Origin of the sequence: Luteimonas sp. gir (assembly GCF_037198055.1) — a bacterium.
Classification (GTDB): domain Bacteria; phylum Pseudomonadota; class Gammaproteobacteria; order Xanthomonadales; family Xanthomonadaceae; genus Luteimonas; species Luteimonas citri_A.
The window spans coordinates 19512-46503 of sequence record NZ_JBBAXQ010000010.1; the positions used below are offsets into that span (position 1 = coordinate 19512).

A 26992-nucleotide genomic window follows, 5' to 3' on the forward strand; every position below is an offset into this window, starting at 1 on the left:
GATACCGTGGCGCCCGTGCAGGGCGTGACCGTCGCTGTCGCCGGCCGTGCAAGACCGCCATGGCGCGGCGACGACCCGACTTCTGCGATCCTAGCCGGCCTTCCCCGCCACCGCCCCTCGATGAAGAAGCGCGTCAAGAGAATCCTCGCCTGGAGCGTGTTCACGCTGCTGGTGATGGCGGTGAGCAGCGTGTTCGTCGCCGACCGGTTGATGCCGCCGGCGACCGGCTTGCCGAGCACGACGCTGCCGCTGTCGGAGGATGCGACCGCGCTGGACCGCGAACTGGCACCGCTGCTCGCCCGACACCCGGGCCAGACCGGCGCGATCATGCTGCCCGACGGCGTGGACGCCTACGCCGCGCGCGCGATCTCCGCGCGCCAGGCCGGACGCAGCCTCGACCTGCAGTACTACATCTGGCATGACGACCTGACCGGCCGCATGCTCGCCAACGAGGCCTGGGAAGCGGCCGAGCGCGGCGTGCGGGTGCGGATCCTGCTCGACGACGTCGGCGTGGGCGACATGGACGCCACGCTGCTGGCGATGGACGCCCATCCGCGCATCGAGCTGCGCGTGTACAACCCGTTCCGCAACCGCAGCGGGCCGCTGCGAGTGCTGGAAATGATCCAGCGCGCCTGGGGCGTGAACCACCGCATGCACAACAAGGCCTGGATCGCCGACGGGCGGGTGGCGGTGGTCGGCGGGCGCAACATCGGGGTCGAGTACTTCAGCGCCGCCGAGGCGTTCAACTTCCACGACCTCGACATCGCGCTGTTCGGCCCGGCCGTCGCCGAGGCCAGCGCGATCTTCGACGACTTCTGGAACAGCGAGGCCGCAGTGCCGATCGCCGCGCTCAATCGCAAGCCGCCGCGGACGCTGCGCGCGGTGCTCGAGCGGATCCGCGACGAAGCCGGCAGCCCGGAGGCGCGCCGCTTCCTCGACGCAATGGACATCTCGCCCAGCGTGCGGCGCTATTTCTCGCAGGAACTGACGCCGATCTGGAGCGAGCACATCCGCATCCTGTCCGACCCTCCGATCAAGTGGCGCGGCGACGGCCGCGAGAACTGGCTGGTCGAGCACCTGGTCGGCGAGATCGGCGCGGCCGAGCGTAGTGCCTTGTTGATCTCGCCGTATTTCGTTCCCGGCGGCGACGGCACCGAGGGCCTAACCGCCCTGGCCGGCCGCGGCGTCCACGTGGCGGTGGTCACCAACTCGCTGGCCGCCAACGACGTCGTCGCCGTGCACGGCGGCTACGCGCGCTATCGCAAGCCCTTGCTCGAAGGCGGCGTGCATCTGTTCGAAACCCGCAGCCAGGCCGAGGCCAAGGCCGCCAGCAGCCTGTTCGGCAGTAGCGGTGCGAGCCTGCACACCAAGGCGGTGCTGATCGATGGCCATCGCGGCTTCGTGGGTTCGTTCAACCTCGATCCGCGCTCGGCCAATCTCAATACCGAAATGGGCGTGCTGTTCGACGACCCCGACCTGGGCGCGGCATTGCGCGAGGAGGTCCTGCACCTGACCGACCCGGGCATGAGCTACTGGGTCTATCTCGACAGCAGGGGCCGGCTGCGTTGGCTCGACCGCACGCGCGCTCCGCCTGCCGCGCTGACCAGCGAACCCGACGCCACCCGGCGACAGCGTGCGATTGCGGCGGTGGTGCGCTGGCTGCCGATCGAATCGCAGCTGTGAGCGGGTCACGCCGGCCTGTGCGGCAGCGGCGCCAGTCGCTTCAATGTGGTGCAGTGCAACACCTGCAACAGGCCCGATACGCAGACGCAAGCGCTTGATGCCAAAGCGTTTTCCGCTTCGGAGCAGTGGACGCAACCCTTTCCCGGGACGAGGTGCGTAAAATGCCGCGTTCCCGGACAGACGGCCTCCGCCGAACGTCCGCGTAACGACGCACGGGCCCACCTGCTGGCCCCATGCCGCCTCCAGCCAACCATGCGTCGGGCGATCGCCCGCGACGGAGCATTGAATGATTTTCGAGCACCTCGACACCACCGGTCACGAGCAGATCGTGTTCTGCCACAACAAGGACGTCGGCCTGAAGGCGATCATCGCGATCCACAACACGGTGCTGGGCCCGGCGCTGGGCGGTACGCGCATGTGGCCGTACGAATCCGAGCAGGATGCGCTCAACGACGTGCTGCGCCTGTCGCGCGGCATGACCTACAAGAACGCAGTCGCCGGTCTGAACATCGGCGGCGGCAAAGCGGTGATCATCGGCGACCCCGCCACCGACAAGTCCGAGGGGCTGTTCCGCGCGTTCGGCCAGTTCGTCGAGTCGCTCGGCGGGCGCTATATCACCGCCGAGGACGTCGGCATCGATGTCAACGACATGGAGTTCGTCTACCGCGAGACCCAGTACGTCACCGGCGTGCACCAGGTCCATGGCGGCTCGGGCGACCCGTCGCCGTTCACCGCCTACGGCACGCTGCAGGGCCTGTTGGCGTCGTTGAACCGCAAGTTCGGCAATGAGGAAGTCGGCAACTACAGCTATGCGGTCCAGGGCCTGGGCCATGTCGGCCTGGAGTTCGTGAAGCTGCTCAAGGAGCGCGGCGCGAAGATCTTTGTCACCGACATCAACAAGGAGCGGGTCGAGCGCGCGGTCAGCGAGTACGGTGCCGAGGCTGTGGGTCTGGACGAGATCTACGATGTCGATGCCGATGTCTATTCGCCGTGCGCGCTTGGCGGCACGGTCAACGAGAAGACCCTGCCCCGCCTGAAGGCCAAGATCATCTGCGGCGCGGCGAACAACCAGTTGGCCAACAATGCGATCGGCGACGAGGTCGAGCAGCGCGGCATCCTCTACGCGCCCGACTACGCGGTCAACGCCGGCGGCGTGATGAACGTGTCGCTTGAGATCGACGGCTACAACCGCGAGCGCGCGATGCGCATGATGCGCACGATCTACCACAACCTCACGCGTATCTTCGAGATCGCCGAGCGCGACGGCATTCCGACCTACCGGGCCGCCGACCGTCTGGCCGAGGAACGCATCGAGGTCATCGGCAAGCTCAAGCTGCCGCTCGGCCGCGCCGCCCCGCGTTTCCAGGGCCGCGTCCGCGGCGCCTGAGGCGATTGAAGTGGAACAAGACGATGGGGCTTCGGCCCCATCGTCGTATCCGGCGATCCGAAACAACGGGGCCGCGTGCAATCGTGCGCGCCGCCCCGATCGGTCAGAACCCGTAGGCGTAGCGCAGCGACAGCATGCGGTCGGCGCCGCGCGGGCCGAAGCGCTGGTCCAGGCCCAGCCCCAGCAACGAGCGGCGTGTCGGTCGGCTGTCGAGCCCGATGCCGAACAGGCCGCCCGAGCGTGCCGGGTCCAGCCCCGTGATCGGCGCCCAGGCCTCGATGCCGGTGAAGCTCGCCTGCAGGTCGAAGCCACTGGCCGATAACGTCTGCTGCCATTCGCCGTAGCCGTGCAGGGAGAACCCAGGGCCATCCCAGCGCGCACGCACGCCGGCGATTGCCTGGGTGCGCTGCGCCGACCAGCCGGCGCTGCGCAGGCCGAAGCCGTCGCCGCCGAGTTCGTCGAAGCCGTCACTGCGCAGCCGCACTTGCTCGGCACCGGCATACGGCCCGACCTCGGCCGCACCGATCCGCCAGTGGCGCCCCGCTTCGATCGCCGCCTGGGTGTAATGGCCCGCGTAGCGGGTCGAGACGCCCTGCGGCATCGCGCCGGTGTACAGCGTGCGCTGCAGGTCGCGGTCGAAGCGGCCGCTGCCCAGTTGCACCATCGCGTAACCGGCACCGAGGGTCCGTGCGACGTAGGCCTGCGCCTGCGTCTGACGATCGCGGCTGCGATCGCCGCGACTGCGCGCGACGCCGTCACCGCGTAGTTCGCCAAACGCGAATCCCGCCACCAGGCCGTGACCGAGCACGTGATCGCGTCCCAGGCTCCAGCCGTCGACGGTGAAGCCCTCGCGGGCGAAGCCGCCGCGGCCGCCCTGCCCCAGGGTGTCCTGCCATACGCCGACGCCGGCCGCATCCGACGCCAGCGCGCCGACGCGTTCGGCGACCAGGCGGCGCGTCATGTCGACATTGTCGAACGTCGCCGACAGTGCCGCGGCATGCTGCGCGCCAGACAGACTGTCGAGCGCGGCCAGCGCGCTCGCTTCATCCTGCAGACGTTGCAGTGCACCCGCCGTGCGCACGAAGCTGTCGGCGACCGGCGCGCCGTTGGGGTTCTGCGCATCGAGGCCCGAAAACGCGCCTTCGACGCGGACGGCCGCGCCCTGGGCCTGTTCGGTGATGCCGGCCATCGACATCGCTGTTGCGCTGACATCGAGCCGGGCGATGTCGAGCCAGGCCCGGTTGGCGTCGTAGCCAAGCGCGGCGTCGAGGAACACACCTGGGCCGCGGGTCAGGCTGCCGAAGGTGCCGGTCACGCCGTCGATCGCCTCGACCACGGTTTCGCGCGCCGAGTGGACGTAACCGCCGACGATGCCGGTCACCTGCAGCTCGCCGGCCAGCGAGGCGCGGCCGGTCACCTGCAGGGGCGCACCGATCTGCCACGCCAGCCGCCCGCTCGCGCCCTGCGAGAAATCGCCGACGATTGTCCGGCGGCCGAGATTGCCGGCCACCGCGACCGTGCCGTTGTTGACCAGCGTGCCGCCGACGCGCACGCCGCCGAAGCGCAGCGTCGCGCCGGAAGAGACGGTCGCGGCACCCGGCACCGTACCGGCGAACGACAGCGTGCCGCCCTCGACACGTGTCGCGCCGCGATAGTCCACCAGTGTCTCCAACTGCAGCGTGCCGCTGCCGCGTTTGACCAGGCCGCCGGCACCGGTGATGGCGTTTCGCCAGGTCGAGGTGCCAGTGAAATTCACGGTCACATCGCCCCAGTCGAACTTCGCGGGGCCGCCCACGGCCTTGGCGACATTCAACGCGCCGTAGCCGAACACCGGATCGACACCGGGCGCGCCGATGTCGGTGGCGGTGCCAAGGATGGTCTGGCGCACCAGATCGTTGTCGAAGTACGGGAAGGCCTCCCAGACCAGCGCCGCGGCGCCCGAGACCAGCGGGGCGGCCAGCGAGGTGCCGCTGTACTTCCAGTACTCGGGGCGGTTGGGCGCATCGTCGGTGCCGGTGACCACGACGGTACCGGGCGCGACCAGGCAGTAGCGCATCGCGATGCCACAGGCGTTGGAGTAATCGGCCAACTGCGTGGTGCTGTTCTCGGCGAGCGCCGACACGGTCAGCCAGCCGCGCTCGAGATCGGCGCCGGGCGTGCTGCCATTGGCGCCGCGCTGGCTCGGCAGCGCAGCGAGATCCGAGGGGTCTGATCGCTTGGAGTTGCCCGAGGCGAAGACCACTAACCCACCGTGGCCGATCACGAACGAGCGGTATTCGCTGGCGATTTCACGCGCCGCGTTCTCGCCGCTCATGTACAGCCCGCCCCAGGAATTGTTCATGACCCGTACGTCGCGGCGGATCAGATCGGCATGGATCGCCTCGACCCCGATCTTGCCGGTCACCGGGTTGCCATTGCCCGAGCCGTCGTCGACCGGCGGCTTGTCGTTGATGATGCGCGCCGAGACGATCTCCGCATTGGGCGCCACGCCGCCCGGCCAGGCGCCGAAGGGCCGACCCGCCGCGGCCTGGGCGACGGCAGTGCCGTGCCCAGCCACATCGTCGACCGACAGATTGTTGCCCCGCCCGACATAGACCAGGTTGGCGACCACGCGATCGCGCAGCGCCGGATGCTTGCTGTTGACGCCGCTGTCGAGGAAGCCGATGCGCACGCCTCGGCCGGTATAGCCGGCGTCGTGCGCCGCCCAGGTACCCGTGGCCGCCAGATGGCCGCTGTAGGCCGGCGCAGGCGGCTCGACGACTGTCGGCGGCGGATTGGGCGAAATGACCGGCGGCGGGTTCGGCAGCACCAGTCCGCCGCCCGAGCCGCCACCGCCGCCGCAAGCGGCCAGGACGCTCGCCAATGCACAGGCAAGCAGCGAGCGCGACGGATGCGCCCGTCTGAAGTTCATCGAATCGGCCATCGTATTCCCTCTTCCATTGGCGATGCCCGCACCCCGTGGCGCGGCCGGCGTCCCCTGCGCACTCTTCTATACCTGCAATCGACGACGCGCGCCATCGTTTCCAAGCCACCAACGACCAGGCGGCACGCACCTCGGAGCGATGCGATAATCGGTCGATCGCATGCCGCGCTCACTACGGAGTTTTCCCCATGACTGACATCGTCATCGTCGGTGCCAAGCGCACTGCCATCGGGTCCATGCTCGGCCAGTTCGCCGGCGTCCCGACGCCGACGCTCGGCGCCACGGCGATCCGCGCCGCGCTCGAGCATGCAGGCGTTGCGCCCGACCAGGTCGACGAGACCGTGGTCGGCTGCGTGCTGCCGGCAGGCCTGGGCCAGGCGCCCGCCCGCCAGGCCTCGCGCGCGGCCGGCATTCCCGACAGCGCCGGCTGCGTGACCATCAACAAGGTCTGCGGCTCGGGCATGCAGGCGGTGATGTACGGCCACGACATGATCAAGGCCGGCACCGCGAAGGTGGTGGTCGCCGGCGGCATGGAGTCGATGACCAACGCGCCGCATCTGCTGCCCGGCGCTCGCGCCGGCATCCGCTACGGCAGCGCCGAGTTCCTCGACCACATGGCCTGGGACGGCCTGACCAATCCCTACGACGGCAAGTCGATGGGCGTGTTCGGCGACATCGCCAGCGAGAAGTACGGCTTTAGTCGCGAGGACCTGGACGCCTATGCGGTCGAAAGCGCGACCCGCGCCAAGCACGCGATCGCGTCGGGCGCATTCAAGGACGAGATCGTCCCGGTCGTGGTGACCACCCGCAAGGGCGAGGCCAGCTTCGACACCGACGAGCAGCCCGGTCGTATCCAGATCGACAAGATCCCGACCCTGCGCGCGGCCTTCGGCAAGGACGGCCGGCTCACCGCGGCGAGCTCGTCGAGCATCTCCGATGGCGCCGCCGCGCTGGTGCTGACCTCGGCCGACGAGGCGGCCGCCCGTGGCCTGACCCCGCTGGCGCGCATCGTCGCCCACGGCCGGCACTCGCAGGCGCCCGAATGGTTCACCACCGCGCCGGTGACCGCGATCCGCAACGTCCTCGACAAGGCGGGCTGGAAGGTCGAAGATGTCGACCTGTTCGAGGTCAACGAGGCGTTCGCCAACGTCGCGATGGCGCCGATGAAGGATCTGGGCATCCCCCACGACCGCCTCAATGTGAATGGGGGCGCACTGGCGCTCGGCCATCCGATCGGTGCAAGCGGTGCGCGGTTGATCGTGACCCTGGTCCACGCGCTCAAGGCGCGCGGCCTAAGTCGCGGAGTCGCTTCACTTTGTATCGGTGGCGGCGAAGCGACCGCAATTGCCGTCGAAATGGCGTGAACTTCGGTTAACGTGATTTTTACGAAAAAACCACGAACTCCCGCTTGACAGCCGTTCGCGGCTTGTCATGATGTTGCCGGCGCGCATTTAGCGCGTTGCCCACACTTTCAGACGAGGAAGACACAATGACGATCAACAAGGCTCTGCTTGCCCTGGCTATGGGTTTTGCGCTGGCTGCCTGCAGCAACGCCGATCAGGCCAACAGCTCGGCCGAAGGCGCTGCTGACGCCGCTGCCGACGCGCAGGCCGCTGCCAACGAGACGACCGATCCGGCCGTCGCTGGCACCGCCCAGACCGCCGCTGACGACGCCGCTGCTGCTGCCGACGCCGCTGCCGAAGCCGCTGCCGACGCCGCCGCTGCTGGCACCGACGCTGCTGCCGAGCACGCTGCCGACGCTGCTGACCACGCTGAGACCAAGGCCGAAGACGCCAAGGACGCAGCGCAGGAAGTCGCTCCGTAATTCCGCCCGGTGGCCTTTGCGCCACTGTGTCGAATTGCAGAAGGCCGCCGGGTTTCCCGGCGGCCTTTTTTCATGGACGAGCCCCTGCCCGGCCTTGCCATCGCGCTCACATCGACGCATTCACGCTTCGTCTCCAGACCCGCCCGACAGGAGACATGCCATGCGCTTCACCCTGATGACCGCCACTGCCGTCGCCGCCCTGGCGCTGGCCGCCTGCAACAACCACAGCGCCGACGCCGAGCGCGAGCGTGCCGAAGCCTCGGCCGCGGCCGACAACGCTGGCCGCGCGATCTCCGAGGCCGCATCGGCAACCGGCGAGGCCGCGCGCGAAGGCGCCGATGCCGCCGCCGCTGCGTCGTCGGACGCAATGCGCCGCGCCGAAGTCGCTGCCGACGAAGCCGCGGCCCGTTCCGAAGCCGCAGCCCGCGAGGCAGCCGCTGCCACCGGCCGCGCCACCCAGCGTGCCGGCGAGGCGATCGAGAACACCGGCGAGCGCATGGAAGAACGCGCCGACCGCTGAGCCCGCTTCCGCGATGCTGCTTGTCGAGCCCGCCGCAAGGCGGGCTTTTTTGTGGGTCGATTCGCCACCCGTTCCAGTCATACGGTCCGGCTCCGTGAACGGTGTCCAACACAGAACCAGCGACGATCGATGATGGGCATGATGCCGGCTTGCGCTTTACCTCGCTGGCCAAGCGCACCAGGCCCTTTGCGGCGCGGAAAACGGTGCGTCGCGGCCGATTCTCACGCGGGTTTTCCGGCTGAACGCAGGGCCTGCGGCCCCCCATTGCCCACCCCAAAGTGCGTGCTAGTCTCGGCCTTCCGCGCCACCCCCCGGCGGCGCGTACCGGCCCGTTGGGTGCATCGGGCGGCCCCCGTCCATCTCCGAGGTAACACGCGACATGGCTATTTTTCCAAGTTCCGGTTCCGCCAAGAAGGATTCGCCCGCTCCAGGCAATGAGGCCTCGCTTCCGCCCACCCCGGTCCGCGACGCAACGCCGCCGACCCCTGCCGTCGCCGACTTCGCGACGCCGGCCCCGATGCCGCCGCGCAGTGCGCCGGCGCCCGTTGCGAAGGAGTCGATCATCGCGGCCGATCTCACGATCGAGGGCAAGATCGAGGGCTCGGGCGATGTCCGGGTCGCCGGCCGCTTCAAGGGCGACGTCAACGTCCAGGGCAGTCTGACGATCGAACACGGCGCCAAGCTCAACGGCGGTGTCCGTGCCAACCAGGTGCTGGTATCGGGCGAACTCGACGGCAACATCGATTCGGCCTCGCTGGTCGAGCTGCGCGCCTCGGCGGTGATGACCGGCGACCTCAAGGCCGGCTCGCTGACGGTCGCGGCGGGTTCGAAGATCCGCGGGCATGTCGAGTGCGGTTGGGGCGAGGGCAAGGGCGACGAACGCCCGGCCTCCCGCAGCAAGGATGCAGCGGCGTCCGAACGCACCTGATATGGATCCCCGTACCGGTGCGGCAGGCGCGACCCGCGTCTGCCCGCACTGCAAGACCACGATCCTCGAGAGCTCGGCGCGCTGCCCGGCGTGCCGGCACTACCTGCGTTTCGATGCCGATGCGTCCACCAGCATCGGCACCCAGGAGGCGACGACCGCGTTGCAGGTCGAGGGCACGATCCGACACCCGTCCGAAGGCGGCGCCTGGGAATACTCGGTGGTGCTGGTGATCCGTGACGAAGCCGGCAAGGAGCTCAACCGTCAGGTCGTCGGCGTGGGCGCGCTGTTCGGCGGCGACGAGCGACACTTCAGCCTCGCCGTCGAGGTCGTGCCGACCAACGACATGCGGCGCGGGCCCAACCGCCGCGGCCGGCACTGATCCACCCGATCGAGTCGCGCGCCGGATGTCCGAACCGTACTCGCTATATGCCCGGCTGAGCTTCGCGCCCGGCGCCTTCGAAGCATTCCTGGCCTCCACGCCTGTCCAGCCATCCGCCTTCGGCGACTGGCAGGCCTGGTTCGACCAGCATCGACTGGTCGGCGATGGGCGCGTGCCGGCAGGCCTGCTCGCCGATATCGATGTCGGCCGGGTCGCCGACATCTTCGACGCTTGGCAACGCGACCCGGCCCTGGGGATGCGGCCGATCGACTACGACGCTGCGGCCGGCGTCTGCCGGATCGCGATGCTGAGCGCATCGGAGAATGTCGAAGCGCTGCTGCGCCTACTCGCGCCTCTGCGCGGCGCTGCTGCATGGCATCGCGCCGAGGCGGATGACTTCATCGTGGTCCTGGACTTCCTGTGGGGCGGCGAGCAACTCGGCGCGTACGTGGCCCTGCGCGATGGTCGCAGCCATCTCGGGACCACGGTGCCCCCGGCGCATCATGCCGAGGCCATCGACTTTCTCGAACACACCCTGGCGGCGTTCGAGCAGGGCGCCTGAGCGCGGCGCCGCCCGCGCGTAGGGATGCCGGATTCAACCGCAGCCGTCGCAGCCGCCGCAGCCCGCGCCAACGCGCGGCTCAGGCGCGATGCGCCGTCCCAGCGCGCGCATCCAGGCCGGCCGGCCCGGACGCACCAGCGGCACCGCCAGCGCGATCCGCAGGCGCCGCGCAGTCGCCGGCGCCTGCTTCTTCAGCACGACCCAGCCGCTGACGGCAACCAGCAGCGTGACCGCGGCGTACTGCAGCGCCAGTTGCACGTCCGCGCTCATCCCGCCCCCAGCGCGCGCGCCACCTGGTAGGTCAGCAACGAGGCGAGGTAGGCCAAGGCGAACAGGTAGCCGGCGTTGATCGCCATCAGCCGCCAGGAGCCCGTCTCGCGCCGGATGGTCGCCCAGGTCGAAATACACTGCGGCGCATAGATGAACCACACCAGCAGCGACAGTCCGGTCGCGAGCGACCAGCCGTCGGTAATGATCGGAGTCAGCGCCTGGGCCGCGGCATCGTCGTCGACGGCCGACAACGCATAGACGGTCGCCAGCGATGCCACGGCGACCTCGCGCGCGGCCAGGCCGGGGATCAGCGCGATGCAGATCTGCCAGTTGAAGCCCAGCGGCGCGAACACCAGCGCCAGCGCATGGCCCAGGCGGCCGCCCAGGCTGTACTCGATCGCCGCCCCGGTCGCGCCGTCGGGCGGTGCCGGGAACGAGAGCAGCACCCACAGCAGCACCGTCAGCGCGAGGATGATGCCGCCCACGCGGCGCAGGAAGATCATCGCGCGCTCCTTCAGGCCGATCGCCAGGTCGCGCGGATGCGGCAGCCGGTAGGACGGCAGCTCCAGCAGCAACGGATGCTCGCTGCGGTCCCGGCGCCATCGCTTCATCACGAATGACACCGCCAGCGCGCTGAGGATGCCGGCCATGTACAGCGCAAACAGCACCAGCCCCTGCAGGTTGAGCGCACCCCAGACCTGCCGCTGCGGAATGAACGCACCGATCAGCAGCGCATAGACCGGCAGCCGCGCCGAGCAGGTCATCAGCGGCGCCACCATGATCGTCGCCAGCCGGTCGCGCGGGTCCTGGATCGAGCGGGTGGCCATGATCCCGGGAATCGCGCAGGCGAAGCTCGACAGCAATGGGATGAACGACCGCCCCGACAGCCCTGCGCCCTTCATCAGCCGGTCGAGCAGAAACGCCGCCCGCGGCAGGTAGCCCGATTCCTCCAGCGCCAGGATGAAAAGGAACAGGATCAGGATCTGCGGCAGGAAGACGATGACTCCGCCCAGGCCGGCGATGATGCCGTCGGCGAGCAGGCTGGTCAGCGGACCAGGCGGCAGCGTCGCCGACACCCAGGCGCCGAGCGCGGAGGTGCCGGCGTCGATCATGTCCATCAGCGGCGTCGCCCAAGCATAGACGGCCTGGAAGATCAGGAACATCACCAGCGCCAGCGCCAGCAGGCCGAACACCGGGTGCAGCAGCCAGCGATCGAAGGCATCGTCGATCCACGCGGTCCGGCGCGGCATGGTCACCGTCGCCGCCAGCAGCGCACGCACCTGGGCGTGCAGGTCGCCGTCGGCGTCGCCGGTTGCGGGCGGCCGCGGTCTTGCGACCGTGTCGGCCAGCCGCTGGCGCAGCGCCTGCGCGCCGTCGCGATGGATGGCGACGGTCTCCACCACCGGCACGCCGAGTGCGGCTTCGAGCGCCGCAACGTCGATGACGATGCCGCGGCGCGCCGCGGCATCGGCCATGTTCAAAGCCACCACCATCGGCCGGCCCAGCGTCCGCAGTTCCAGCACGAAACGCAGGTGCAGCCGCAAATTGGTCGCATCGACCACGCAGACCAGCACATCGGGGGCGGGTTCGCCCGGGTAGAAGCCGCGGCACAGGTCGCGGGTGATCTGTTCGTCCAGGCTCGCCGGCTGCAGGCTGTAGGCACCGGGCAGGTCGAGCAGCGCCCAGTGCTCGCCCTGCGGGCCGCGCATCCGCCCCTCCTTGCGCTCGACCGTCACGCCGGCGTAGTTGGCGACCTTCTGCCGGCTGCCGGTCAGCAGGTTGAACAGCGCGGTCTTGCCCGCGTTCGGGCTGCCGACCAGGGCAAGCCGCGGGATGGCCGCCGTGCTCACGCCGCGTCTCCGGCGCTGACCTGGACGCGCGCGGCCTCGCTGCGCCGCAGTGCGAAGCGGGTGAAGCCGACGCGGACCAGCAACGGGTCACCACCGAACGGGGCCAGCGCGACCACCTCGACCGGCTCGCCTGGCACGAAGCCCAGCTCGCCCAGGCGGCGGGCGATCGGATCGTGGCTGCCGACCGCCTCGACGGCATCGACGAGGCCCGGGGTGCGCGGCGGCAGCTGGCAGAGGTTCAAGGCAGGTCCGGTGCGAATGGGAATGGGTCGCGATTTTACTCCCGCGCGACCGCGACGCATGCGCCCAGCCCGCCCGCCGTCATGCCTCGGTCTGTTTCGCCGGCGCAACGCCGTGCCCCGCCCCTGTGCCGACGCCCTTCAACCTGCGACGCGGCATCGTGCTCCCGGCGCAGCGCTGTGCTGCGTTCGCGCGACATCGTGCCCGGGGCGCAGCGGTTAGACTGCGGGCTTTCGTCTTCGAAGGATCGCGCATGCTTCCCGATTCCGTCCGCGCCATCGTCACCGGTGGAGTCTCCGGCCTCGGCCTGGCCGTCGCTCATCGCATCGTCGCCGATGGCGGCCGGGTCGCGCTGCTGGACGTCAACGACGACAAGGGCGCTGAAGCGGTCGAGGCACTGGGCGCCGATCGCGCGCGCTACCTGCGCACCGATGTCACCGACGAGGCCGGCGTCGCGACCAACCTCGAGGCCGCACGCGCGTTCCTGGGCGGGCTCAATGCCGCGGTCAACTGCGCCGGCATCCTCGGCGCCGGCCGCGTGCTCGGACGCGAGGCCCCGATGCCGCTGGAGACCTTCAGCCGCACGGTGATGGTCAATCTGGTCGGCAGCTTCAACGTCGCCAAGGCCGCGGCCGCGCTCATGCAGCACAACGCGCCCGGTGAGGACGGCGAGCGCGGTGCGATCGTCAACACCGCCAGTGTCGCCGCCTACGAGGGCCAGATCGGCCAGGCCGCGTACGCAGCGTCGAAAGGCGGCGTGGTCGGCATGACGCTGCCGATGGCGCGCGAACTGGCGCGCTTTGGCATCCGCGTCAACACCATCGCACCCGGCATCTTCTGGACACCGATGGTCGACGGCATGCCCGAGGCGGTGCAGCAGTCGCTGTCGGCCTCGATTCCGTTCCCCTCGCGCCTGGGCCGACCGGAAGAATTCGCCGACCTCGTCGCCCACCTCCTGGCCAGCCGCTACCTCAACGGCGAGACCATCCGCCTCGATGGTGCGGTCCGGCTGGCACCCAAGTAAGCGATGACCGCATCGCCGCCCAGCCTGGCCACAGGCCTGCTGCTCGCACTGCTGTCGCTCTCGTCGGCCCATGCCGGCGACGCGGTGCCGGCCGATGCGAGCGCGCTCGCCGGCCTGCTCGCCGCGCGCGGCTACGACACGGTCCCGATGCGCCGCTATGGCGCGGCGCATCTTGCCGTCGAGGTCCGTATCAACGGCGTCGCCGGCACGTTCCTGATCGATACCGGCGCCGGGCGCACTGTCATCGATCGCGCGCGTCAGGCACGCTTTGCCGATGGCCGCCAGGCCGATGCGTCGGGTGGGCTGCAGGCGACCGGCGCCGGTGCCGGCAACCTCGCTATCGAGACCCTGCCGGGCAGCCGACTGGCGATCGGCGATTACCGGGACGACGATTTCACCGCGCACTTCCTCGCGCTCGACCACGTCACCGCAGCCTTCTCGCAACGCGGGCTGCCCACCATCGATGGCGTGCTCGGCGCCGACGTCCTCGACCGTGGCCAGGCGGTGATCGATTACCCGAACCTGCGGCTGCATCTCCGCAATCCCGCCGCACCTGCGGCATCCGTCTCCCACTGAAAACACCCAGACACCGATGAAAGCCTACGACGTCAAGAAAGGAAACGTGGTCGAACACAACGGCGGGGTCTACCAGATCCGCGACATCGAGCGCAGCTCGCCGCAAGGGCGCGGCGGCAACGTGCGCTTCCGCTTCACCATGTACAGCGTTCCGGGCGGCAACAAGCTCGATGCGAGTTTCGACGGCGACGACGACTTGCGCGAGGTCGACCTGGCCCGGCGCCAGGCCAGCTTCTCCTACAAGGACGGCGACGCCTTCGTGTTCATGGACGACGAGGACTTCACCCCCTACACGCTCGACGCCGATGTTGTCGGCGACGGGGCGGGCTACATCACCGAAGGCCTGGGCGGCTGCTATGTCCAGGTGATCGACGATGCGCCGGTCGGCCTGCAATTGCCGCAGAGCGTGGTACTCGAAGTCGTCGACACCCCGCCCGAACTCAAGGGCGGCACCGCGACCAAGCGGCCCAAGCCCGCCAAGCTCAGCACCGGTATCGAGATCCAGGTGCCTGAGTACATCGGCAACGGCGAGCGCGTCTGGGTCAACACCACGACCGGCGAGTTCGGCGGCCGCGCGGACTGACCCGCGCCGCGTTTTGCGTCGTCGTTCCCGCGTCGCGGAGATGACGACGTGGCCTTGCCCGCGTACGGTTCGACTCGCGCGAAGCGCCATCGGGCAAGGCCAGGTCCCATGGACAGGCACCACGGCCCCGATCCATCGGGAAGCAGCGCCAATGGCCGGGCCGTCCAGCCTCAGTCGAGTTGCAGGCCGCCCGTCTCCCGGTGCAATTCGCGCAAGCGGGCGCCGAGCGTGGCGAGATTGCGCTCGGTCGCCGCCAGGCGTCGTTGCGCATCCATCGGCAACGCCGCGCGGCCTTGGGTCTCCAGTGCGTCGCGCAGCGTCTGCAGGCGGTGGCCGAGCGCATCGGCCTGCCCCCGCAGCGTCGCGCGCTCGGCCTGCTGCGGCAGGCCGTAGCCGCGGTCGAGCAGCTGCGCCGGACGGCTGAGGCCGTCGCCGGCAGCGAGCAAGGCATGCAGGGTGTCGGCCGCGGCGTCATGCTCTGCAGCCGCGAGATACCAGCGACGCTTGAGCACGTCGCGCAGCCGCACCTCCAACCGCCGGTGCGCGGCGTGCTCGAGCACCAGCAGCGCGGCGCCGTCGCGCTGCCCCGCCTGCGCCAACCACGGCGCGCGCAGATCGGGATCGAGATCGAGCCAGGTGGCGACATCGCGGGTAGGCAGCGGCTGTGCAGCGTGCGCGACCGCCAATAGCGCCGCGTACTCGCGGTCCGCGGATGGGAAATAGTAGCCATCTCGCACAGCGCGATCGGGCGCATCGAGCACTGCGGCGTCGGCAATGCCCGCGCGCACCAGGCGGCGCAGCAGGCCGTTGGGCGTGATGCTGCGCAGGCGCGCGCCGTCGAGCCTCGGCACGCCGGCATCGAGCAGCTTCCAGGTCTCCACCGCGCAGTTGTTGTCGACGAACCGGTAGCGGCCGTCGTAGCTCCAGTGCACGCTGGCCGCGCGTTCGAGCAAGGTCGCGATCTCGCCAGGCGACAAGCGCAGCGGAATCGACTGCAGGCCGCGCAGCTCGACCCGGGTGTACTCGTCGATCACCTGGTCGAGCGGCAGCACGAACAGCCGCGCCGGATAGCGCCCCGTCAGACCGCGCAGGCTGGAGATCTGCACATCGTCGACGAACGCGCGGAACGACAGCACGCGGTGGTGCGCCAGGTCGTAGCGGCAGTCCAGCCCAGGCGCACGGCCGGGGGCACAGATCACCAGCCGCAGCATGCTGTGGCCCCAGCGGCTCATCGGCTGCGCGTTACCCTCGGCGAACAGGTACTCGACCGCCCAGACCCGCGCCGGGTCGAGTTCCAGCAGCGCCTGGCCGTCCGCCTGCGCCTGCGGCTCGGCCTCGACGAACGGCAAACGCTCGGCGCAGTCCGCAGCGGGCGGCGCCCAAGCGAAATGCGCGGCGAAGTACCCATGCAAGGCGGGCCGACGGCAGGCGTACTCGGGATCGAGCAGGAAATGCTCGAGATTGACCGCGACGAACTCCGCCGGCGATGCGGTTTCGTAGGCGTCGGGCCGGCGGTCGGTCATCGCGTTGTGGCGCGCACGCAGGCCCAGCCGCAGCGGGGGGCGCGGCCAGCCGGCGAGATCGCGCAACCGCGGATCGCGCGACAGGCCGCCGTGTGGGCTGCGGTCGTAGCGATGCGCGAGCTCGTGCACCAGCGCGGCGGACGCGGCCCGGGTCGCCCGTGCATCCAGGCCGTCTGCGGCCACGGCATCGAGCAGCGCCCGACGCAGCACGATGCGATCGCCGACCGCGCGCCCGTGCACCTGCGGCGGCAGGTCGTCGCGCCACGCCAGTTGCACGTCGAGCCCGTCGGCGGCGCGCCAGGCCGGCGGCAGCTGCGCGAGCACTGCGTCGATCAGCCCGGCCGACGCGGCCTGCGCGTTGGCATCGAGCGGCGGCGCGCCGGGAGCGGTGTCGATACGCCAGGCCTGGGCGTGCGCCGCCCCCGCGGCGAGCAGCAATACGACGCCCGCGACCCGCAGGCGACGGCGGGCCCTCATCGGCTCAGAGCGCGAGGATCGCCTGCGCCAGTTGCAGATCGCTCGCCGCCTGCGCGTCCGGCCGGGTCTGCCGCAGGTGGCGCAGGGCGGCCTCGAGGCGGACGCCGCGGATCCGGCCGTCGCTGGCGACGAAGCCGGCAGCATCTTCGCGCGCCTGCAGCACGATCTTGTCCTTGCCCGAACTGCTGCCCGACGACGCCGAGCTGCCAGCGGAGGTCGCACCGCCCGTCGTACCGGCGAAACTGCCGGCGAACGCCGACGTGGACAGAACGAGCAACGCACAGGCCAGCAAGGGTCGCAACATCAGGGGCATCTCCATCGGGGAGGCCACACTCTACCCCGCCCTCACGCCACCTTCATGGCGGCTGCCCATCGGCAGTCAGGCATCGAACAGCTTGCCAGGATTGAGCAGGCCGTCAGGATCGAGCGCACGGCGGATGCCGCGCATCACCGCGATCTCGGCCGCGCTGCGGGTCGATTCGAGATAGGGCTTCTTGACCAGCCCAATGCCGTGCTCGGCCGAGATGCTGCCGCCGTGCGCGTGCAGAGTGTCGGCCAGCAGCTTGGTCACGCGCTCGCATTGCGCAACGAACGCATCGTTGGCGAGGTCGGCCGGCTTGAGCACGTTGATGTGCAGATTACCGTCGCCGATATGGCCGAACCACACCACGTCGAACTGCGGGTACTCGCGCGCCAGCAGCGCCTGCGCCGCCTCGAGGAAGGCCGGCATCGCCGAGATCCGCACCGAGACATCGTTCTTGTAGGGCACGTGTGGTGCCAGGCTTTCGGTGATGCCCTCGCGCAGCCGCCACAGCTGCGCGGCCTGCGCCTCGCTCTGGCCGATCACGCCATCCTCGACCCAGCCCTGCTCGACGCAATGCTCGAACGCCGACAGCATCGCGACCTCGCCGGCGTCGCCCTCGCAGGCGAATTCGGCGACGACGTAGAACGGATGCGAGGCCTCGAACGGCGCCTGCGCGCCGTGCGCGACCACATGATGCAGCGCGCGATCGGTGAAGAACTCGAAGGCCTCCAGAGCCAGCCGCGCGCGCAACGCCTGGAACACCTGCATCAGACCTTCGAAGGACGGCAGCGCCAGCAGCAGGGTCCGCGTGGCCGGTGGCGGTGCGGTCAGCTTCAGGCTGGCCTCGACGATGATGCCCAGCGTGCCTTCCGAGGCGATGGCCAGATGCCGCAGGTCGTAGCCGCTGGAGTTCTTGACCAGCCCGCGGCCGAGATCGAGCAATTCGCCGGCGCCGGTCACCAGTTTGAGGCCGGCGATCCACTCGCGGGTGTTGCCGTAGCGCAGCACCCGGATGCCGCCGGCATTGGTCGCGATGTTGCCGCCAATCGTGCACGAGCCGCGCGCGGCGAAATCGACCGGATACGCCAACCCGTGTCCGCGCGCCGCCTCCTGCACCGCTTCGAGCGCGATGCCCGGCTGCACCGTCAGGATCCGGTCCACCGGGTCGAAGTCCAGCACCCGGTTCATCCGTTGCAGGCTCAGCACCAGTTCGCCGTGGGCGGCGACCGCGCCGCCCGACAGCCCGGTCCGGCCGCCCGAGGGCACGATCGAAACCCCTTCGGCGCGCGCCCAATGCACCGTTGCCTGGACCTCGGCGATATCGGCCGGCAGCGCCACCGCCAACGGCGCCGGCGTCCAGCGCCGCGTCCAGTCGACGCCGAAGTAGGCCAGATCGGCCGGATCGGTCCGCACCTGCAGGGTCGGGACGGCGGCTTGCAAGCGGGCGATGCGGGCATCGGACATGGGATAAGGCGTCGCGGCACGGCGGGCCAGCCTGCCAGCCGCGCCCGCAGGCGTCCAGCGTCCGCGTGGCCTTGGCCCAGAGCCGAATCGGACGCGCATGCCTCCCGGACGCGACGCCGTCTGCTGCGCTGCAACAGCGGCGGCCTTCTGGCACCATGATGCGCTCCTCCCGACCGGCGGCCGCAGCCTCGATGAAGACCTCGTTCCCCCGCGCGGACATCCGCGTCCTGCTGCTCGAAGGCGTCAGCCAGAGCGCCGTCGACACCTTCAAGGCCGCCGGCTACACGCAGATCGAGGTGCACCCCAAGTCGCTGCCCGAGGACCAGTTGCTGGCCAAGATCGCCGATGCGCACATCGTCGGCATCCGCTCGCGCACCCAGCTCAGCGCCGAGGTCATCGGCCATGCGCGTCGGCTGCTCGCGGTCGGCTGCTTCTGCATCGGCACCAACCAGGTCGACCTGGAAGCGGCCGAACTGGCCGGCATTCCGGTGTTCAACGCGCCCTACTCCAACACCCGCAGCGTCGCCGAACTGGTGGTCGCCGAGGCGATCATGTTGCTGCGCGGCATCCCGCAGAAGAACGCGCAATGCCATCGCGGCGGCTGGAGCAAGTCCGCGCTGGGCAGCCACGAGGCACGCGGCAAGACCCTGGGCATCGTCGGCTACGGGCACATTGGCACTCAGGTCGGCGTGCTCGCCGAATCGCTGGGCATGCAGGTGCTGTTCCACGACATCGAGACCAAGCTCTCGCTCGGCAATGCCCGCAGTGCAACCGGCCTGGACGACTTGCTCGCGCGCAGCGACGTGGTGACCCTGCACGTGCCCGAAACCCCGGCGACCAAGCTGATGTTCGGTGCCGCGGAGCTCGCCGCGATGAAGCCCGGCGCGCATCTGATCAATGCCTCGCGCGGTACCGTGGTCGACATCGACGCGCTCGACGCCGCACTGCGCACCGGGCATGTCGGCGGCGCGGCGATCGATGTGTTCCCCATCGAGCCCAAGGGCAACGACGACCTGTTCGAATCGCCGCTGGCCGCGCACGACAACGTGCTGCTGACCCCGCACGTGGGCGGCAGCACGCTCGAGGCGCAGGACAACATCGGCATCGAGGTCGCCGCCAAACTCGTGCGCTACAGCGACAACGGCAGCACCCTGTCGGCGGTCAATTTCCCCGAGGTCACGCTGCCCGAGCACGTCGGCAGCCACCGTATCCTGCACCTGCACCGCAACGTGCCCGGCGTGCTGGTGAAGATCAACGAGGTGTTCTCGCGCGAAGCGATCAACATCGACGGCCAGTACCTGCGCACCACCGCGAACGTGGGCTATGTGGTCATCGACGTCGGCGCGACCCGCGACCAGGCTGAGCACCTGCGCAGCGAACTGTCGAAGATCGACGGCACCCTGCGCACGCGGGTGCTGTACTAGGCCATCGGGATCGAGGCGTCGGGCCGACGGATCGCCGCGATGCTCAGCCGGCGGATGTCCTCTGCCCTGCCAGGCACTTGAGCGCCATGCGGCGCAAGGACGCGTCGTATTCGCTGCCTTCAGCCACGTCCGCAAGTGCGCGCCACGCGAGCGCGTGGGATTCGGCACTGACGGCAAAGCGCTCGTCTGCGCCGGCACGCACGAGATAGCGCACATCGTAATGCCAGTGCGCGGGCACGCCCTTGTGCTCGGGGATCCAGTGCCGGTCGAGATCGAAGATCGCCGGCAGCACCACTACGCCCTGCAGGCCGGTTTCCTCCTCGGTCTCGCGCAGCGCCACGCCCGCCAAGTCGATGTCGCCATCGGCATGGCCGCCCGGCTGCAGCCACAGATTCAGCTTGCGGTGGTGGGTCAGCAAGGTGCGCTGGCCGTCGGCCGAGACCACCAGCGCCGAGGCGGTGAAATGGCCTGCGAGGCGTTCGCGCACGAATGGATCGAGCGGATCGTCGAGCAGCGCAACGAACTCGGCGACGGTGGCGTGTTCATCGGGATGCCGCGCTGCGTAATCGGCGAAGGCGGCGGCCAGCGCCGGCGCGCGCGAAGGGCGGGAATCGGACATGCGGTACGGACCTGGAGCGGCGTGAGGACGCGCAGCATCGGCGCTCGGCCACGCGGCTGCAAGGTGGCCGGCACCCCAACGCGAGCTGCGCTCGGCTTGACCGCGCCCCGCCCCCGCACCGAAAATTATCTCTGTATCGCGATATGGAGATATTCATGGACCTGGAAGCCTGGTCGGCGCGGCTCAAGACCCTCGCCGACCCGACCCGCGTCCGGCTGCTGGCGCTGCTCGAAGTCGAGGAACTGACGGTGGCCGAGCTGTCGTCGATCACCCGACTGGCACAGCCGCGCGTCTCCACGCACTTGGCGCGCCTCAAGGAAGCTGGCCTGGTCCGCGATCGCCGCGCTGGCGTGTCGGCCTACTACCGGTTCGACGACGCCGCACTCGACCCGGCGCAGCGCGCATTGTGGCAGGCGCTGAGCACCGGCAGCGACGATCCGCTGCTGCGCCAGGACGCCGAGCGCATCCCGTCCGTGCTGGCAATGCGCGCCGCCGACCAGAACTGGGCCGACAGTGTGGCCGGCGACATGGAACGGCACTACTCGCCCGGGCGGACCTGGGAAGCGCTGGCGCGTTCGGCGCTGCCGCTGCTCGAGACCGGCGACGTGCTCGACATCGCTTCGGGCGATGGGGTGCTGGCCGAGCTGCTGGCGCCGCACGCCCATCGCTATGTCTGCCTCGATGCGAGTGCGCGCGTGGTCGCCGCGTCGGCCGAACGCCTCAAGCGCTTCCGCAACGTCGAAGTCCGCGAAGGCGACATGCATGCGCTGCCGTTCGACGACGCCAGCTTCGACCTCGTCGTGCTGATGCACGCGCTGACCTATGCCACGCGGCCCGCACAGGCGGTCACCGAAGCCGCGCGGGTGCTGCGCCCGGGCGGGCGGCTGCTGCTGTCGAGCCTGGACAGACACGGCCACGAGGCGGTCGTGCAGGCCTACGGCCACGCCAACCTGGGCTTCCCGGACAAGGAGCTGCGCCGCTTCGTCACCAAGGCCGGGCTGGAGATCCACAGCGCCGAGACGGTGACGCGCGAGAAGCGGCCGCCGCACTTCCAGGTGATCTCGATCATTGCGAGAAAGCCGTGACCTGGCTGCATCCCGACCGCGTCGCCGCACTCGAGGCCGCGCTCGCGCAGCGCATCCTGGTGCTCGACGGCGGCATGGGCACGATGATCCAGCAGCACGGACTGACCGAGGCCGATTACCGCGGCACGCGCTTTGCCGACGGCTTCGACGCGCTGCACGCCGTTGATGGCCATGGCCACGGCGCCGGCTGCGGCTGCGAGGCCGCCGACCAGCGCGGCAACAACGACCTGCTCACGCTGACCCGTCCCGACCTCATTGGCGGCATCCACGCCGCCTATCTCGAGGCCGGCGCCGACATGGTCGAGACCAATACCTTCAACTCGACCGCGGTGTCGCTGGCCGACTACCGCTTGCAGCACCTGGCGCGGGAACTCAATCGTGAGGGCGCCGCGCTCGCGCGCGCGGCCTGCGATGCCGCGCAGGCGCGCACGCCCGGGCAGCCGCGCTTTGTCGCCGGCATCCTCGGCCCGACCAGCCGCACCGCGTCGATCAGCCCCGACGTCAACGATCCGGGCTTCCGCGCGGTGACCTTCGAGGACCTAGTGCGCATCTACCGCGATGCCGCACACGGTCTGATCGAGGGCGGCGCCGACGTGCTGATGGTCGAGACGGTGTTCGACACGCTCAACGCCAAGGCCGCCCTGTTCGCGGTGGAGACAGTGTTCGACGATCTCGGCGGCCGGGTGCCGGTGATGATCTCGGGCACGATCACCGACGCCTCGGGGCGCACGCTGTCGGGACAGACCGCCGAAGCGTTCTGGTACTCGCTGCGCCATGCGCGGCCGCTGTCGATCGGGCTCAACTGCGCGCTTGGCGCCAAGGACTTGCGCCCGCACGTCGATACCCTGGCGCAGATTGCCGAGGTCCATGTGTCCTGCCATCCCAACGCCGGGCTGCCCAATGCCTTCGGCGGCTACGACGAAACGCCCGAGGACATGGCCGCGACGCTGCGCGAATTCGCGACCGCCGGACTGCTCAACATCGTCGGCGGCTGCTGCGGTACCACGCCCGCGCACATCCGCGCGATCGCCGACGCGGTGCGCGATGTCGCGCCGCGCACGCCGATCGGTCACCGGGCCGATGCCGCATGAGCGCGCACGCAGGCCAGCCTTCCGCGCCGCGTTTTACCCGCCTGTCGGGTCTCGAGCCGCTGGTGATCACCCCGGAGTTGCTGTTCGTCAACGTCGGCGAACGCACCAACGTCACCGGCTCGGCCGCATTCCGCAAGCTGATCCGCGAAGACCGCTATGCCGAGGCGGTGGAGGTCGCACGTCAGCAGGTCGAGGGCGGCGCGCAGATCCTCGACGTCAACATGGACGAGGGCATGCTCGATTCGGAACGGGCGATGACCACGTTCCTGAATCTGATCGCTGCCGAACCCGACATCGCACGCATCCCGGTGATGGTCGACTCGTCGAAGTGGAGCGTGATCGAGGCCGGCCTGCGCTGCCTGCAGGGCAAGGGTGTGGTCAACTCGATCTCGCTCAAGGAGGGTGAGGCGACGTTCCTTGACCAGGCGCGCAAGGTGCTGCGCTATGGCGCGGCGGTCGTGGTCATGGCCTTCGACGAGGCCGGTCAGGCCGATACCCGTGCGCGCAAGGTCGAGATCTGCACCCGCGCCTACCGGTTGTTGACCGAGGTCGTGGGCTTTCCGCCCGAGGACATCGTGTTCGATCCGAACATCTTCGCGATCGCCACCGGCATCCCCGAGCACGACAACTACGCGGTCGATTTCATCGAGGCCACGCGCGAGATACGCGCCACGCTGCCGCATTGCCACGTCTCGGGCGGCGTGTCGAACGTCTCATTCTCGTTCCGCGGCAACGAGGTCGTGCGCCAGGCGATCCACGCGGTGTTCCTGTACCACGCGATCGCGGCCGGCATGGATATGGGCATCGTCAACGCCGGCGCGATGCCGATCGTCGACGAACTCGATCCCGAACTGCGCGCGTGCGTCGAGGATGTCGTGCTCAATCGCCGCCCCGACGCGACCGAGCGGCTGCTCGAGCTGGCCGAGCGCTACAAGGGCCGCAAGGGCGCGGCCAAGACCGAGACGCTGGCCTGGCGCGAAGCACCGGTCCAGCAACGCCTGACCCATGCCTTGGTCCACGGCATCGACCAGTACGTCGACGCCGACACCGAAGAAGCGCGGCTGCAGTTCGCGCGGCCGCTGGAGGTGATCGAAGGACCGCTGATGGCCGGCATGAACGTCGTCGGCGACCTGTTCGGCGCCGGCAAGATGTTCCTGCCGCAGGTGGTCAAGTCCGCCCGCGTGATGAAGAAGGCGGTCGCCTGGCTGCTGCCGCACATCGAGGCCGAGAAGGCGCGCACCGGCGATGCGGGCAAATCCAATGGCCGTATCGTGATCGCGACGGTCAAGGGCGATGTGCACGACATCGGCAAGAACATCGTCGGCGTGGTGCTGGCCTGCAACAACTTCGAGGTCGTCGACCTGGGGGTGATGGTGCCGGCGCAGACGATCCTCGACAAAGCCCGCGAGGTGCAGGCCGACGTCATCGGTCTGTCGGGGCTGATCACCCCGTCGCTGGAAGAGATGAGCCACGTCGCGCGCGAGATGAAGCGTCAGGGCTTTGTGCTTCCGTTGCTGATCGGCGGGGCGACCACCTCGCGCGCGCACACCGCGCTGAAGATTGCGCCGCACTATGGCGCGCCGACCGTCTGGGTCAAGGACGCCTCGCGCGCCGTCGGTGTGGTGCAGTCGCTGATCAGCCCCGAGCTGCGGCCCGCCTTTGTCGCCGCCAACGATGCCGACTACGCCGAGATCCGCGCGCGCCATGCCAATCGCGGCGACGCCAAGCGGCTGGTCGCACTGGACAAGGCGCGTGCCCAGGCCTTCGACGGCGGCTGGGAGACCTATGTGCCGCCAACGCCGCGCCGGCCCGGGCTGCACGTGTTCGACGACTACCCGCTCGACGACCTGCTGCCGGTCATCGACTGGACCCCCTTCTTCAATGCCTGGGAGTTGTTCGGCAAGTACCCGGCGATTTTGACCGACGAGGTCGTCGGCGCGCAGGCCAGCGAGCTGTTCGGCGATGCGCAGGCGATGCTGCGCCGGATCGTCGAGGAGAAATGGCTCACCGCCAAGGCGGTGTTCGGGCTGTGGCCGGCGACCCGTGTCGGCGACGATGTCGACGTGGTCGTCCCCGAGCACGCGCGCGGCGGCGTCCGCCTGCACTTCCTGCGCCAGCAGGTCGACAAGCCGGTCGAGCGGCCGGACTTCTGCCTGGCCGACTTCATCGCGCCGGCCGACAGCGGCGTGCAGGACTGGATCGGAGCGTTCGCGGTCACGGCCGGCATCGGGATCGAACCGCACGTCGCGCGCTTCGAGGCCGCACACGACGACTACAACGCGATTCTGCTCAAGGCGCTGGCCGACCGTCTGGCCGAAGCGCTGGCCGAACGCCTGCACCAGCGTGTGCGCACCGAGTACTGGGGCTACGCGGCCGACGAAGCGCTCGACAACGAGGCGCTGATTGGCGAGCAGTACCGTGGCATTCGCCCTGCCCCCGGCTACCCGGCCTGCCCCGAGCACAGCGAGAAGCGCACGTTGTTCGACCTGCTCGGCGCAGAAGCCAACGCCGGCATGACGCTGACCGAGAGCTTCGCGATGCTGCCCACCGCGGCGGTGTCGGGCTACTACTTCAGCCATCCCCGCAGCCAGTACTTCGTCGTCGGCCGGGTCTCGAAGGAACAGGTGCAGGACTACGCCAAGCGCAAGGGCGTGCCGCTGGCGCAGGCCGAACGCTGGCTGGCCTCGAACCTGGACTACGACCCCGAGTGAGCCCTCGGATCGCGCGGGCGGCTGCGCATGACCGTCACGAATGCCCCGCTATCCTCGGCGCCTGCTTCGCGCTGAGGATCCCACCATGCTTCGACGCCGCGCCGCCGGCGCCCTGATGCTGGCCGCGATCGCTGGCCTGACCGCCGCCTGCAGCCCCGCCACCGGCCCATCTGCGACCACGCAGGCCGATGCGCCGCCCTCGCCCCCGCCGATCATCATCGAGCATGCCCGGGTATTCGACGGCGAGCGCGACCTGGGCGAAGTCACCCTGGTGATCCGCGATGGCCTCATCGCGCGCGTCGCGCAGCCTGGGGCCGGCGACCTGCCCGCCGAGGCCGAACGCATCGACTATCGCGGTCGGTTCATCGTGCCGGGCCTGGTCAACGCCCATGCGCACGTCGGCAATACCGAGGGCACCGCCCACGGCGACCGCTTCTACACCCGCGCGCACGTCGTGCGCGACCTGCGCCAGTTCCAGGCCTACGGCGTCACCACGGTGATGTCGCTGGGCATGAACGGCGCGGCCTTTGGCGACATCCGCAGTGCCGTGACCGGTGATCCGTCGCTGGGCGCGCAACTGCTGGGCGCCGGCGGCGGCATCGGTGCGCCCGGCGGCGCGCCGCCCGCTGCGAACATGGGCCTGGCACACGATCCAGTGGCGCGCCCGGCGACCGCCGACGCGGCCCGCGCCGCGGTCCGCGCGCAGGCGGAATCCGGCGTCGACATTGTCAAGCTGTGGGTCGATGCCCTTGGCGGTCAGGCGCCGCCGATGGCGCCCGAGGTCTATCGCGCCACCATCGACGAAGCCCATCGCCAGAAGCTGCTCGCAGCCGCGCATATCCACGATCTCGCACCAGCCACCGACCTCGTGGCCAGCGGCCTGGACATCGTCGCCCACGGCGTGCGCGACCGGCCGGTCGACCCGGCGTTCGTCGCCGCGCTGCGCACCTCGAATGCCGGCTACATCGCGACGCTGCAGATCGACGAGGCGAACTACATCTACGCCGAGCACCCCGAGTGGCTGGAGACACCCTTCCTGCGCAACGCACTGCCCGAGGCGGTCCGCGCGCAGTGGTCCGACCCGCAGTGGCGCGCCGACACGCTGCGCGATCCGCAGACCACGAAGGCCCGCGCCGCGCTCGCCACCAACCTGCGCAATCTGTCGACGCTGCGCGAGGCCGGCGTCCGGATCGGCTTCGGCACCGATGCCGGCGCACTGCCGCGTCGCGTACCGGGCTTCGCCGAGCATCGCGAACTCGAACTGATGATGCAGGCCGGCTTCAGCCCGCAGCAGGCGCTGACCGTGGCCACCCGTGATTCGGCGCACCTGCTGCGTCTGGACGACCGCGGCCTGTTGCAGCCGGGCCGGCGTGCGGACTTCATCGTGGTCGCCGCCGACCCGCTGACAGACATCCGCAATCTGCGCACGATTGAAGCGGTCTGGCAGGCCGGGCGCAGGGTCGCGGGCCCGGTTGCCGAGTACCGCGCGCCTTGAGCCACGCCAGAACCGGGGTCAGAGTCGGATTTTCACGCAGAATCTTCGT

24 protein-coding genes are annotated in these 26992 nt (G+C 69.8%); 16 read left to right on the plus strand and 8 right to left on the minus strand.

The window, feature by feature from the left end; translation table 11 throughout:
• Positions 1-120: 120 nt before the first annotated feature.
• Together WAF18_RS12770 and WAF18_RS12775 are read left to right on the plus strand one after the other, a co-directional pair.
• Positions 121-1683: a phospholipase D family protein gene (locus tag WAF18_RS12770; protein WP_337245444.1), complete on the plus strand. Its 1563-nt coding sequence runs from the start codon at positions 121-123 to the stop codon at positions 1681-1683.
• A gap of 286 nt (positions 1684-1969) precedes the next feature.
• Positions 1970-3070 carry a Glu/Leu/Phe/Val dehydrogenase gene (locus WAF18_RS12775; protein ID WP_183426350.1) on the plus strand — a complete coding sequence of 367 codons (1101 nt, stop codon included), beginning with the start codon at positions 1970-1972 and terminating at the stop codon, positions 3068-3070.
• Between the two features lie 103 nt (positions 3071-3173).
• Here the strand turns inward: WAF18_RS12775 and WAF18_RS12780 are convergent, their stop codons facing one another.
• Entirely contained in the window at positions 3174-5993 is a 2820-nt protein-coding gene (locus WAF18_RS12780; RefSeq protein ID WP_337245446.1) for a S8 family serine peptidase, read from the minus strand.
• Positions 5994-6181: 188 nt separating this feature from the next.
• On the opposite strand from WAF18_RS12780, the gene WAF18_RS12785 reads away from it, so the two are divergent.
• The 6 genes from WAF18_RS12785 (at position 6182) to WAF18_RS12810 (ending at position 10207) form a co-directional block, all read left to right on the plus strand.
• A complete protein-coding gene (locus WAF18_RS12785) occupies positions 6182-7357 on the plus strand; it encodes an acetyl-CoA C-acyltransferase (protein WP_337245448.1) in 1176 nt (391 codons plus the stop codon).
• Positions 7358-7482: 125 nt separating this feature from the next.
• On the plus strand, positions 7483-7818 hold the full coding sequence (locus tag WAF18_RS12790; protein WP_183426352.1) for a hypothetical protein: 336 nt from the start codon (positions 7483-7485) through the stop codon (positions 7816-7818).
• Between the two features lie 160 nt (positions 7819-7978).
• Positions 7979-8338 (plus strand): hypothetical protein, encoded by a 360-nt coding sequence (locus WAF18_RS12795; protein ID WP_337245450.1) that lies wholly within the window; start codon positions 7979-7981, stop codon positions 8336-8338.
• Positions 8339-8717: 379 nt separating this feature from the next.
• Positions 8718-9266: a polymer-forming cytoskeletal protein gene (locus WAF18_RS12800; RefSeq protein ID WP_337245452.1), complete on the plus strand. Its 549-nt coding sequence runs from the start codon at positions 8718-8720 to the stop codon at positions 9264-9266.
• A 1-nt stretch (position 9267) separates the two neighbouring features.
• Positions 9268-9645, plus strand: coding sequence for a hypothetical protein (locus WAF18_RS12805; RefSeq protein WP_183426355.1), 378 nt, complete (start codon positions 9268-9270; stop codon positions 9643-9645).
• A gap of 25 nt (positions 9646-9670) precedes the next feature.
• Positions 9671-10207: a hypothetical protein gene (locus WAF18_RS12810; protein ID WP_337245454.1), complete on the plus strand. Its 537-nt coding sequence runs from the start codon at positions 9671-9673 to the stop codon at positions 10205-10207.
• A 33-nt stretch (positions 10208-10240) separates the two neighbouring features.
• Here the strand turns inward: WAF18_RS12810 and WAF18_RS12815 are convergent, their stop codons facing one another.
• From WAF18_RS12815 to WAF18_RS12825, 3 genes are read right to left on the minus strand one after another with little or no spacing between them, the layout of a single operon-like run.
• On the minus strand, positions 10241-10477 hold the full coding sequence (locus tag WAF18_RS12815) for a DUF6587 family protein (protein ID WP_337245456.1): 237 nt from the start codon (positions 10475-10477) through the stop codon (positions 10241-10243).
• Positions 10474-12327, minus strand: coding sequence for a ferrous iron transporter B (locus tag WAF18_RS12820; protein WP_337245457.1), 1854 nt, complete (start codon positions 12325-12327; stop codon positions 10474-10476). Before WAF18_RS12820 ends, WAF18_RS12815 begins: the two co-directional genes overlap by 4 nt.
• Positions 12324-12569, minus strand: coding sequence for a FeoA family protein (locus WAF18_RS12825; protein ID WP_337245458.1), 246 nt, complete (start codon positions 12567-12569; stop codon positions 12324-12326). The genes WAF18_RS12820 and WAF18_RS12825 overlap by 4 nt, the downstream gene beginning before the upstream one ends.
• A 251-nt stretch (positions 12570-12820) precedes the next feature.
• On the opposite strand from WAF18_RS12825, the gene WAF18_RS12830 reads away from it, so the two are divergent.
• The 3 genes from WAF18_RS12830 to yeiP are packed head-to-tail and all read left to right on the plus strand — an operon-like array spanning position 12821 to position 14750.
• Positions 12821-13591, plus strand: a complete 771-nt coding sequence (locus WAF18_RS12830; RefSeq protein WP_337245459.1) for an SDR family oxidoreductase — start codon at positions 12821-12823, stop codon at positions 13589-13591.
• A 3-nt stretch (positions 13592-13594) separates the two neighbouring features.
• A complete protein-coding gene (locus tag WAF18_RS12835; protein ID WP_337245460.1) occupies positions 13595-14167 on the plus strand; it encodes a retropepsin-like aspartic protease in 573 nt (190 codons plus the stop codon).
• Between the two features lie 16 nt (positions 14168-14183).
• Positions 14184-14750, plus strand: coding sequence for an elongation factor P-like protein YeiP (gene yeiP / locus WAF18_RS12840; RefSeq protein WP_183426360.1), 567 nt, complete (start codon positions 14184-14186; stop codon positions 14748-14750).
• Positions 14751-14920: 170 nt separating this feature from the next.
• Here yeiP and WAF18_RS12845 read toward each other — a convergent pair whose 3' ends face one another.
• The 3 genes from WAF18_RS12845 to WAF18_RS12855 form a co-directional block, all read right to left on the minus strand.
• Positions 14921-16750 (minus strand): DUF4105 domain-containing protein, encoded by a 1830-nt coding sequence (locus WAF18_RS12845; protein WP_337245461.1) that lies wholly within the window; start codon positions 16748-16750, stop codon positions 14921-14923.
• 4 nt (positions 16751-16754) lie between these two features.
• Positions 16755-17054 (minus strand): DUF2388 domain-containing protein, encoded by a 300-nt coding sequence (locus tag WAF18_RS12850; protein WP_337245462.1) that lies wholly within the window; start codon positions 17052-17054, stop codon positions 16755-16757.
• A gap of 75 nt (positions 17055-17129) precedes the next feature.
• The gene (locus tag WAF18_RS12855; protein ID WP_337245463.1) at positions 17130-18518 is read right to left on the minus strand and encodes an FAD-binding oxidoreductase; all 1389 of its coding nucleotides are present in this window, start codon (positions 18516-18518) and stop codon (positions 17130-17132) included.
• 191 nt (positions 18519-18709) lie between these two features.
• Between WAF18_RS12855 and serA the strand changes: the two genes are divergently transcribed.
• Positions 18710-19942 carry a phosphoglycerate dehydrogenase gene (gene serA / locus WAF18_RS12860; RefSeq protein WP_337245464.1) on the plus strand — a complete coding sequence of 411 codons (1233 nt, stop codon included), beginning with the start codon at positions 18710-18712 and terminating at the stop codon, positions 19940-19942.
• 43 nt (positions 19943-19985) lie between these two features.
• Here serA and WAF18_RS12865 read toward each other — a convergent pair whose 3' ends face one another.
• Positions 19986-20561, minus strand: coding sequence for an NUDIX hydrolase (locus WAF18_RS12865; RefSeq protein WP_337245465.1), 576 nt, complete (start codon positions 20559-20561; stop codon positions 19986-19988).
• A 155-nt stretch (positions 20562-20716) separates the two neighbouring features.
• On the opposite strand from WAF18_RS12865, the gene WAF18_RS12870 reads away from it, so the two are divergent.
• From WAF18_RS12870 to WAF18_RS12885, 4 genes are all read left to right on the plus strand, one after another.
• Positions 20717-21646: a metalloregulator ArsR/SmtB family transcription factor gene (locus WAF18_RS12870; protein WP_337245466.1), complete on the plus strand. Its 930-nt coding sequence runs from the start codon at positions 20717-20719 to the stop codon at positions 21644-21646.
• On the plus strand, positions 21643-22737 hold the full coding sequence (locus WAF18_RS12875) for a homocysteine S-methyltransferase family protein (RefSeq protein WP_337245467.1): 1095 nt from the start codon (positions 21643-21645) through the stop codon (positions 22735-22737). The genes WAF18_RS12870 and WAF18_RS12875 overlap by 4 nt, the downstream gene beginning before the upstream one ends.
• Complete coding sequence (gene metH, locus WAF18_RS12880; RefSeq protein ID WP_337245468.1) at positions 22734-25448, plus strand: methionine synthase; 2715 nt, start codon at positions 22734-22736, stop codon at positions 25446-25448. The genes WAF18_RS12875 and metH overlap by 4 nt, the downstream gene beginning before the upstream one ends.
• A gap of 85 nt (positions 25449-25533) precedes the next feature.
• Entirely contained in the window at positions 25534-26943 is a 1410-nt protein-coding gene (locus tag WAF18_RS12885; protein WP_337245469.1) for an amidohydrolase family protein, read from the plus strand.
• The last annotated feature ends 49 nt before the right edge of the window (positions 26944-26992 follow it).

Coding starts and splice junctions, on each gene's coding strand:
- WAF18_RS12770 (WP_337245444.1), top strand. CDS start 121: ATGAAGAAGCGCGTCAAGAGAATCCTCGCCTGGAGCGTGTTCACGCTG.
- WAF18_RS12775 (WP_183426350.1), top strand. CDS start 1,970: ATGATTTTCGAGCACCTCGACACCACCGGTCACGAGCAGATCGTGTTC.
- WAF18_RS12780 (WP_337245446.1), bottom strand. CDS start 5,993: ATGGCCGATTCGATGAACTTCAGACGGGCGCATCCGTCGCGCTCGCTG.
- WAF18_RS12785 (WP_337245448.1), top strand. CDS start 6,182: ATGACTGACATCGTCATCGTCGGTGCCAAGCGCACTGCCATCGGGTCC.
- WAF18_RS12790 (WP_183426352.1), top strand. CDS start 7,483: ATGACGATCAACAAGGCTCTGCTTGCCCTGGCTATGGGTTTTGCGCTG.
- WAF18_RS12795 (WP_337245450.1), top strand. CDS start 7,979: ATGCGCTTCACCCTGATGACCGCCACTGCCGTCGCCGCCCTGGCGCTG.
- WAF18_RS12800 (WP_337245452.1), top strand. CDS start 8,718: ATGGCTATTTTTCCAAGTTCCGGTTCCGCCAAGAAGGATTCGCCCGCT.
- WAF18_RS12805 (WP_183426355.1), top strand. CDS start 9,268: ATGGATCCCCGTACCGGTGCGGCAGGCGCGACCCGCGTCTGCCCGCAC.
- WAF18_RS12810 (WP_337245454.1), top strand. CDS start 9,671: ATGTCCGAACCGTACTCGCTATATGCCCGGCTGAGCTTCGCGCCCGGC.
- WAF18_RS12815 (WP_337245456.1), bottom strand. CDS start 10,477: ATGAGCGCGGACGTGCAACTGGCGCTGCAGTACGCCGCGGTCACGCTG.
- WAF18_RS12830 (WP_337245459.1), top strand. CDS start 12,821: ATGCTTCCCGATTCCGTCCGCGCCATCGTCACCGGTGGAGTCTCCGGC.
- WAF18_RS12835 (WP_337245460.1), top strand. CDS start 13,595: ATGACCGCATCGCCGCCCAGCCTGGCCACAGGCCTGCTGCTCGCACTG.
- yeiP (WP_183426360.1), top strand. CDS start 14,184: ATGAAAGCCTACGACGTCAAGAAAGGAAACGTGGTCGAACACAACGGC.
- WAF18_RS12845 (WP_337245461.1), bottom strand. CDS start 16,750: ATGAGGGCCCGCCGTCGCCTGCGGGTCGCGGGCGTCGTATTGCTGCTC.
- WAF18_RS12850 (WP_337245462.1), bottom strand. CDS start 17,054: ATGTTGCGACCCTTGCTGGCCTGTGCGTTGCTCGTTCTGTCCACGTCG.
- WAF18_RS12855 (WP_337245463.1), bottom strand. CDS start 18,518: ATGTCCGATGCCCGCATCGCCCGCTTGCAAGCCGCCGTCCCGACCCTG.
- serA (WP_337245464.1), top strand. CDS start 18,710: ATGAAGACCTCGTTCCCCCGCGCGGACATCCGCGTCCTGCTGCTCGAA.
- WAF18_RS12865 (WP_337245465.1), bottom strand. CDS start 20,561: ATGTCCGATTCCCGCCCTTCGCGCGCGCCGGCGCTGGCCGCCGCCTTC.
- WAF18_RS12870 (WP_337245466.1), top strand. CDS start 20,717: ATGGACCTGGAAGCCTGGTCGGCGCGGCTCAAGACCCTCGCCGACCCG.
- metH (WP_337245468.1), top strand. CDS start 22,734: ATGAGCGCGCACGCAGGCCAGCCTTCCGCGCCGCGTTTTACCCGCCTG.
- WAF18_RS12885 (WP_337245469.1), top strand. CDS start 25,534: ATGCTTCGACGCCGCGCCGCCGGCGCCCTGATGCTGGCCGCGATCGCT.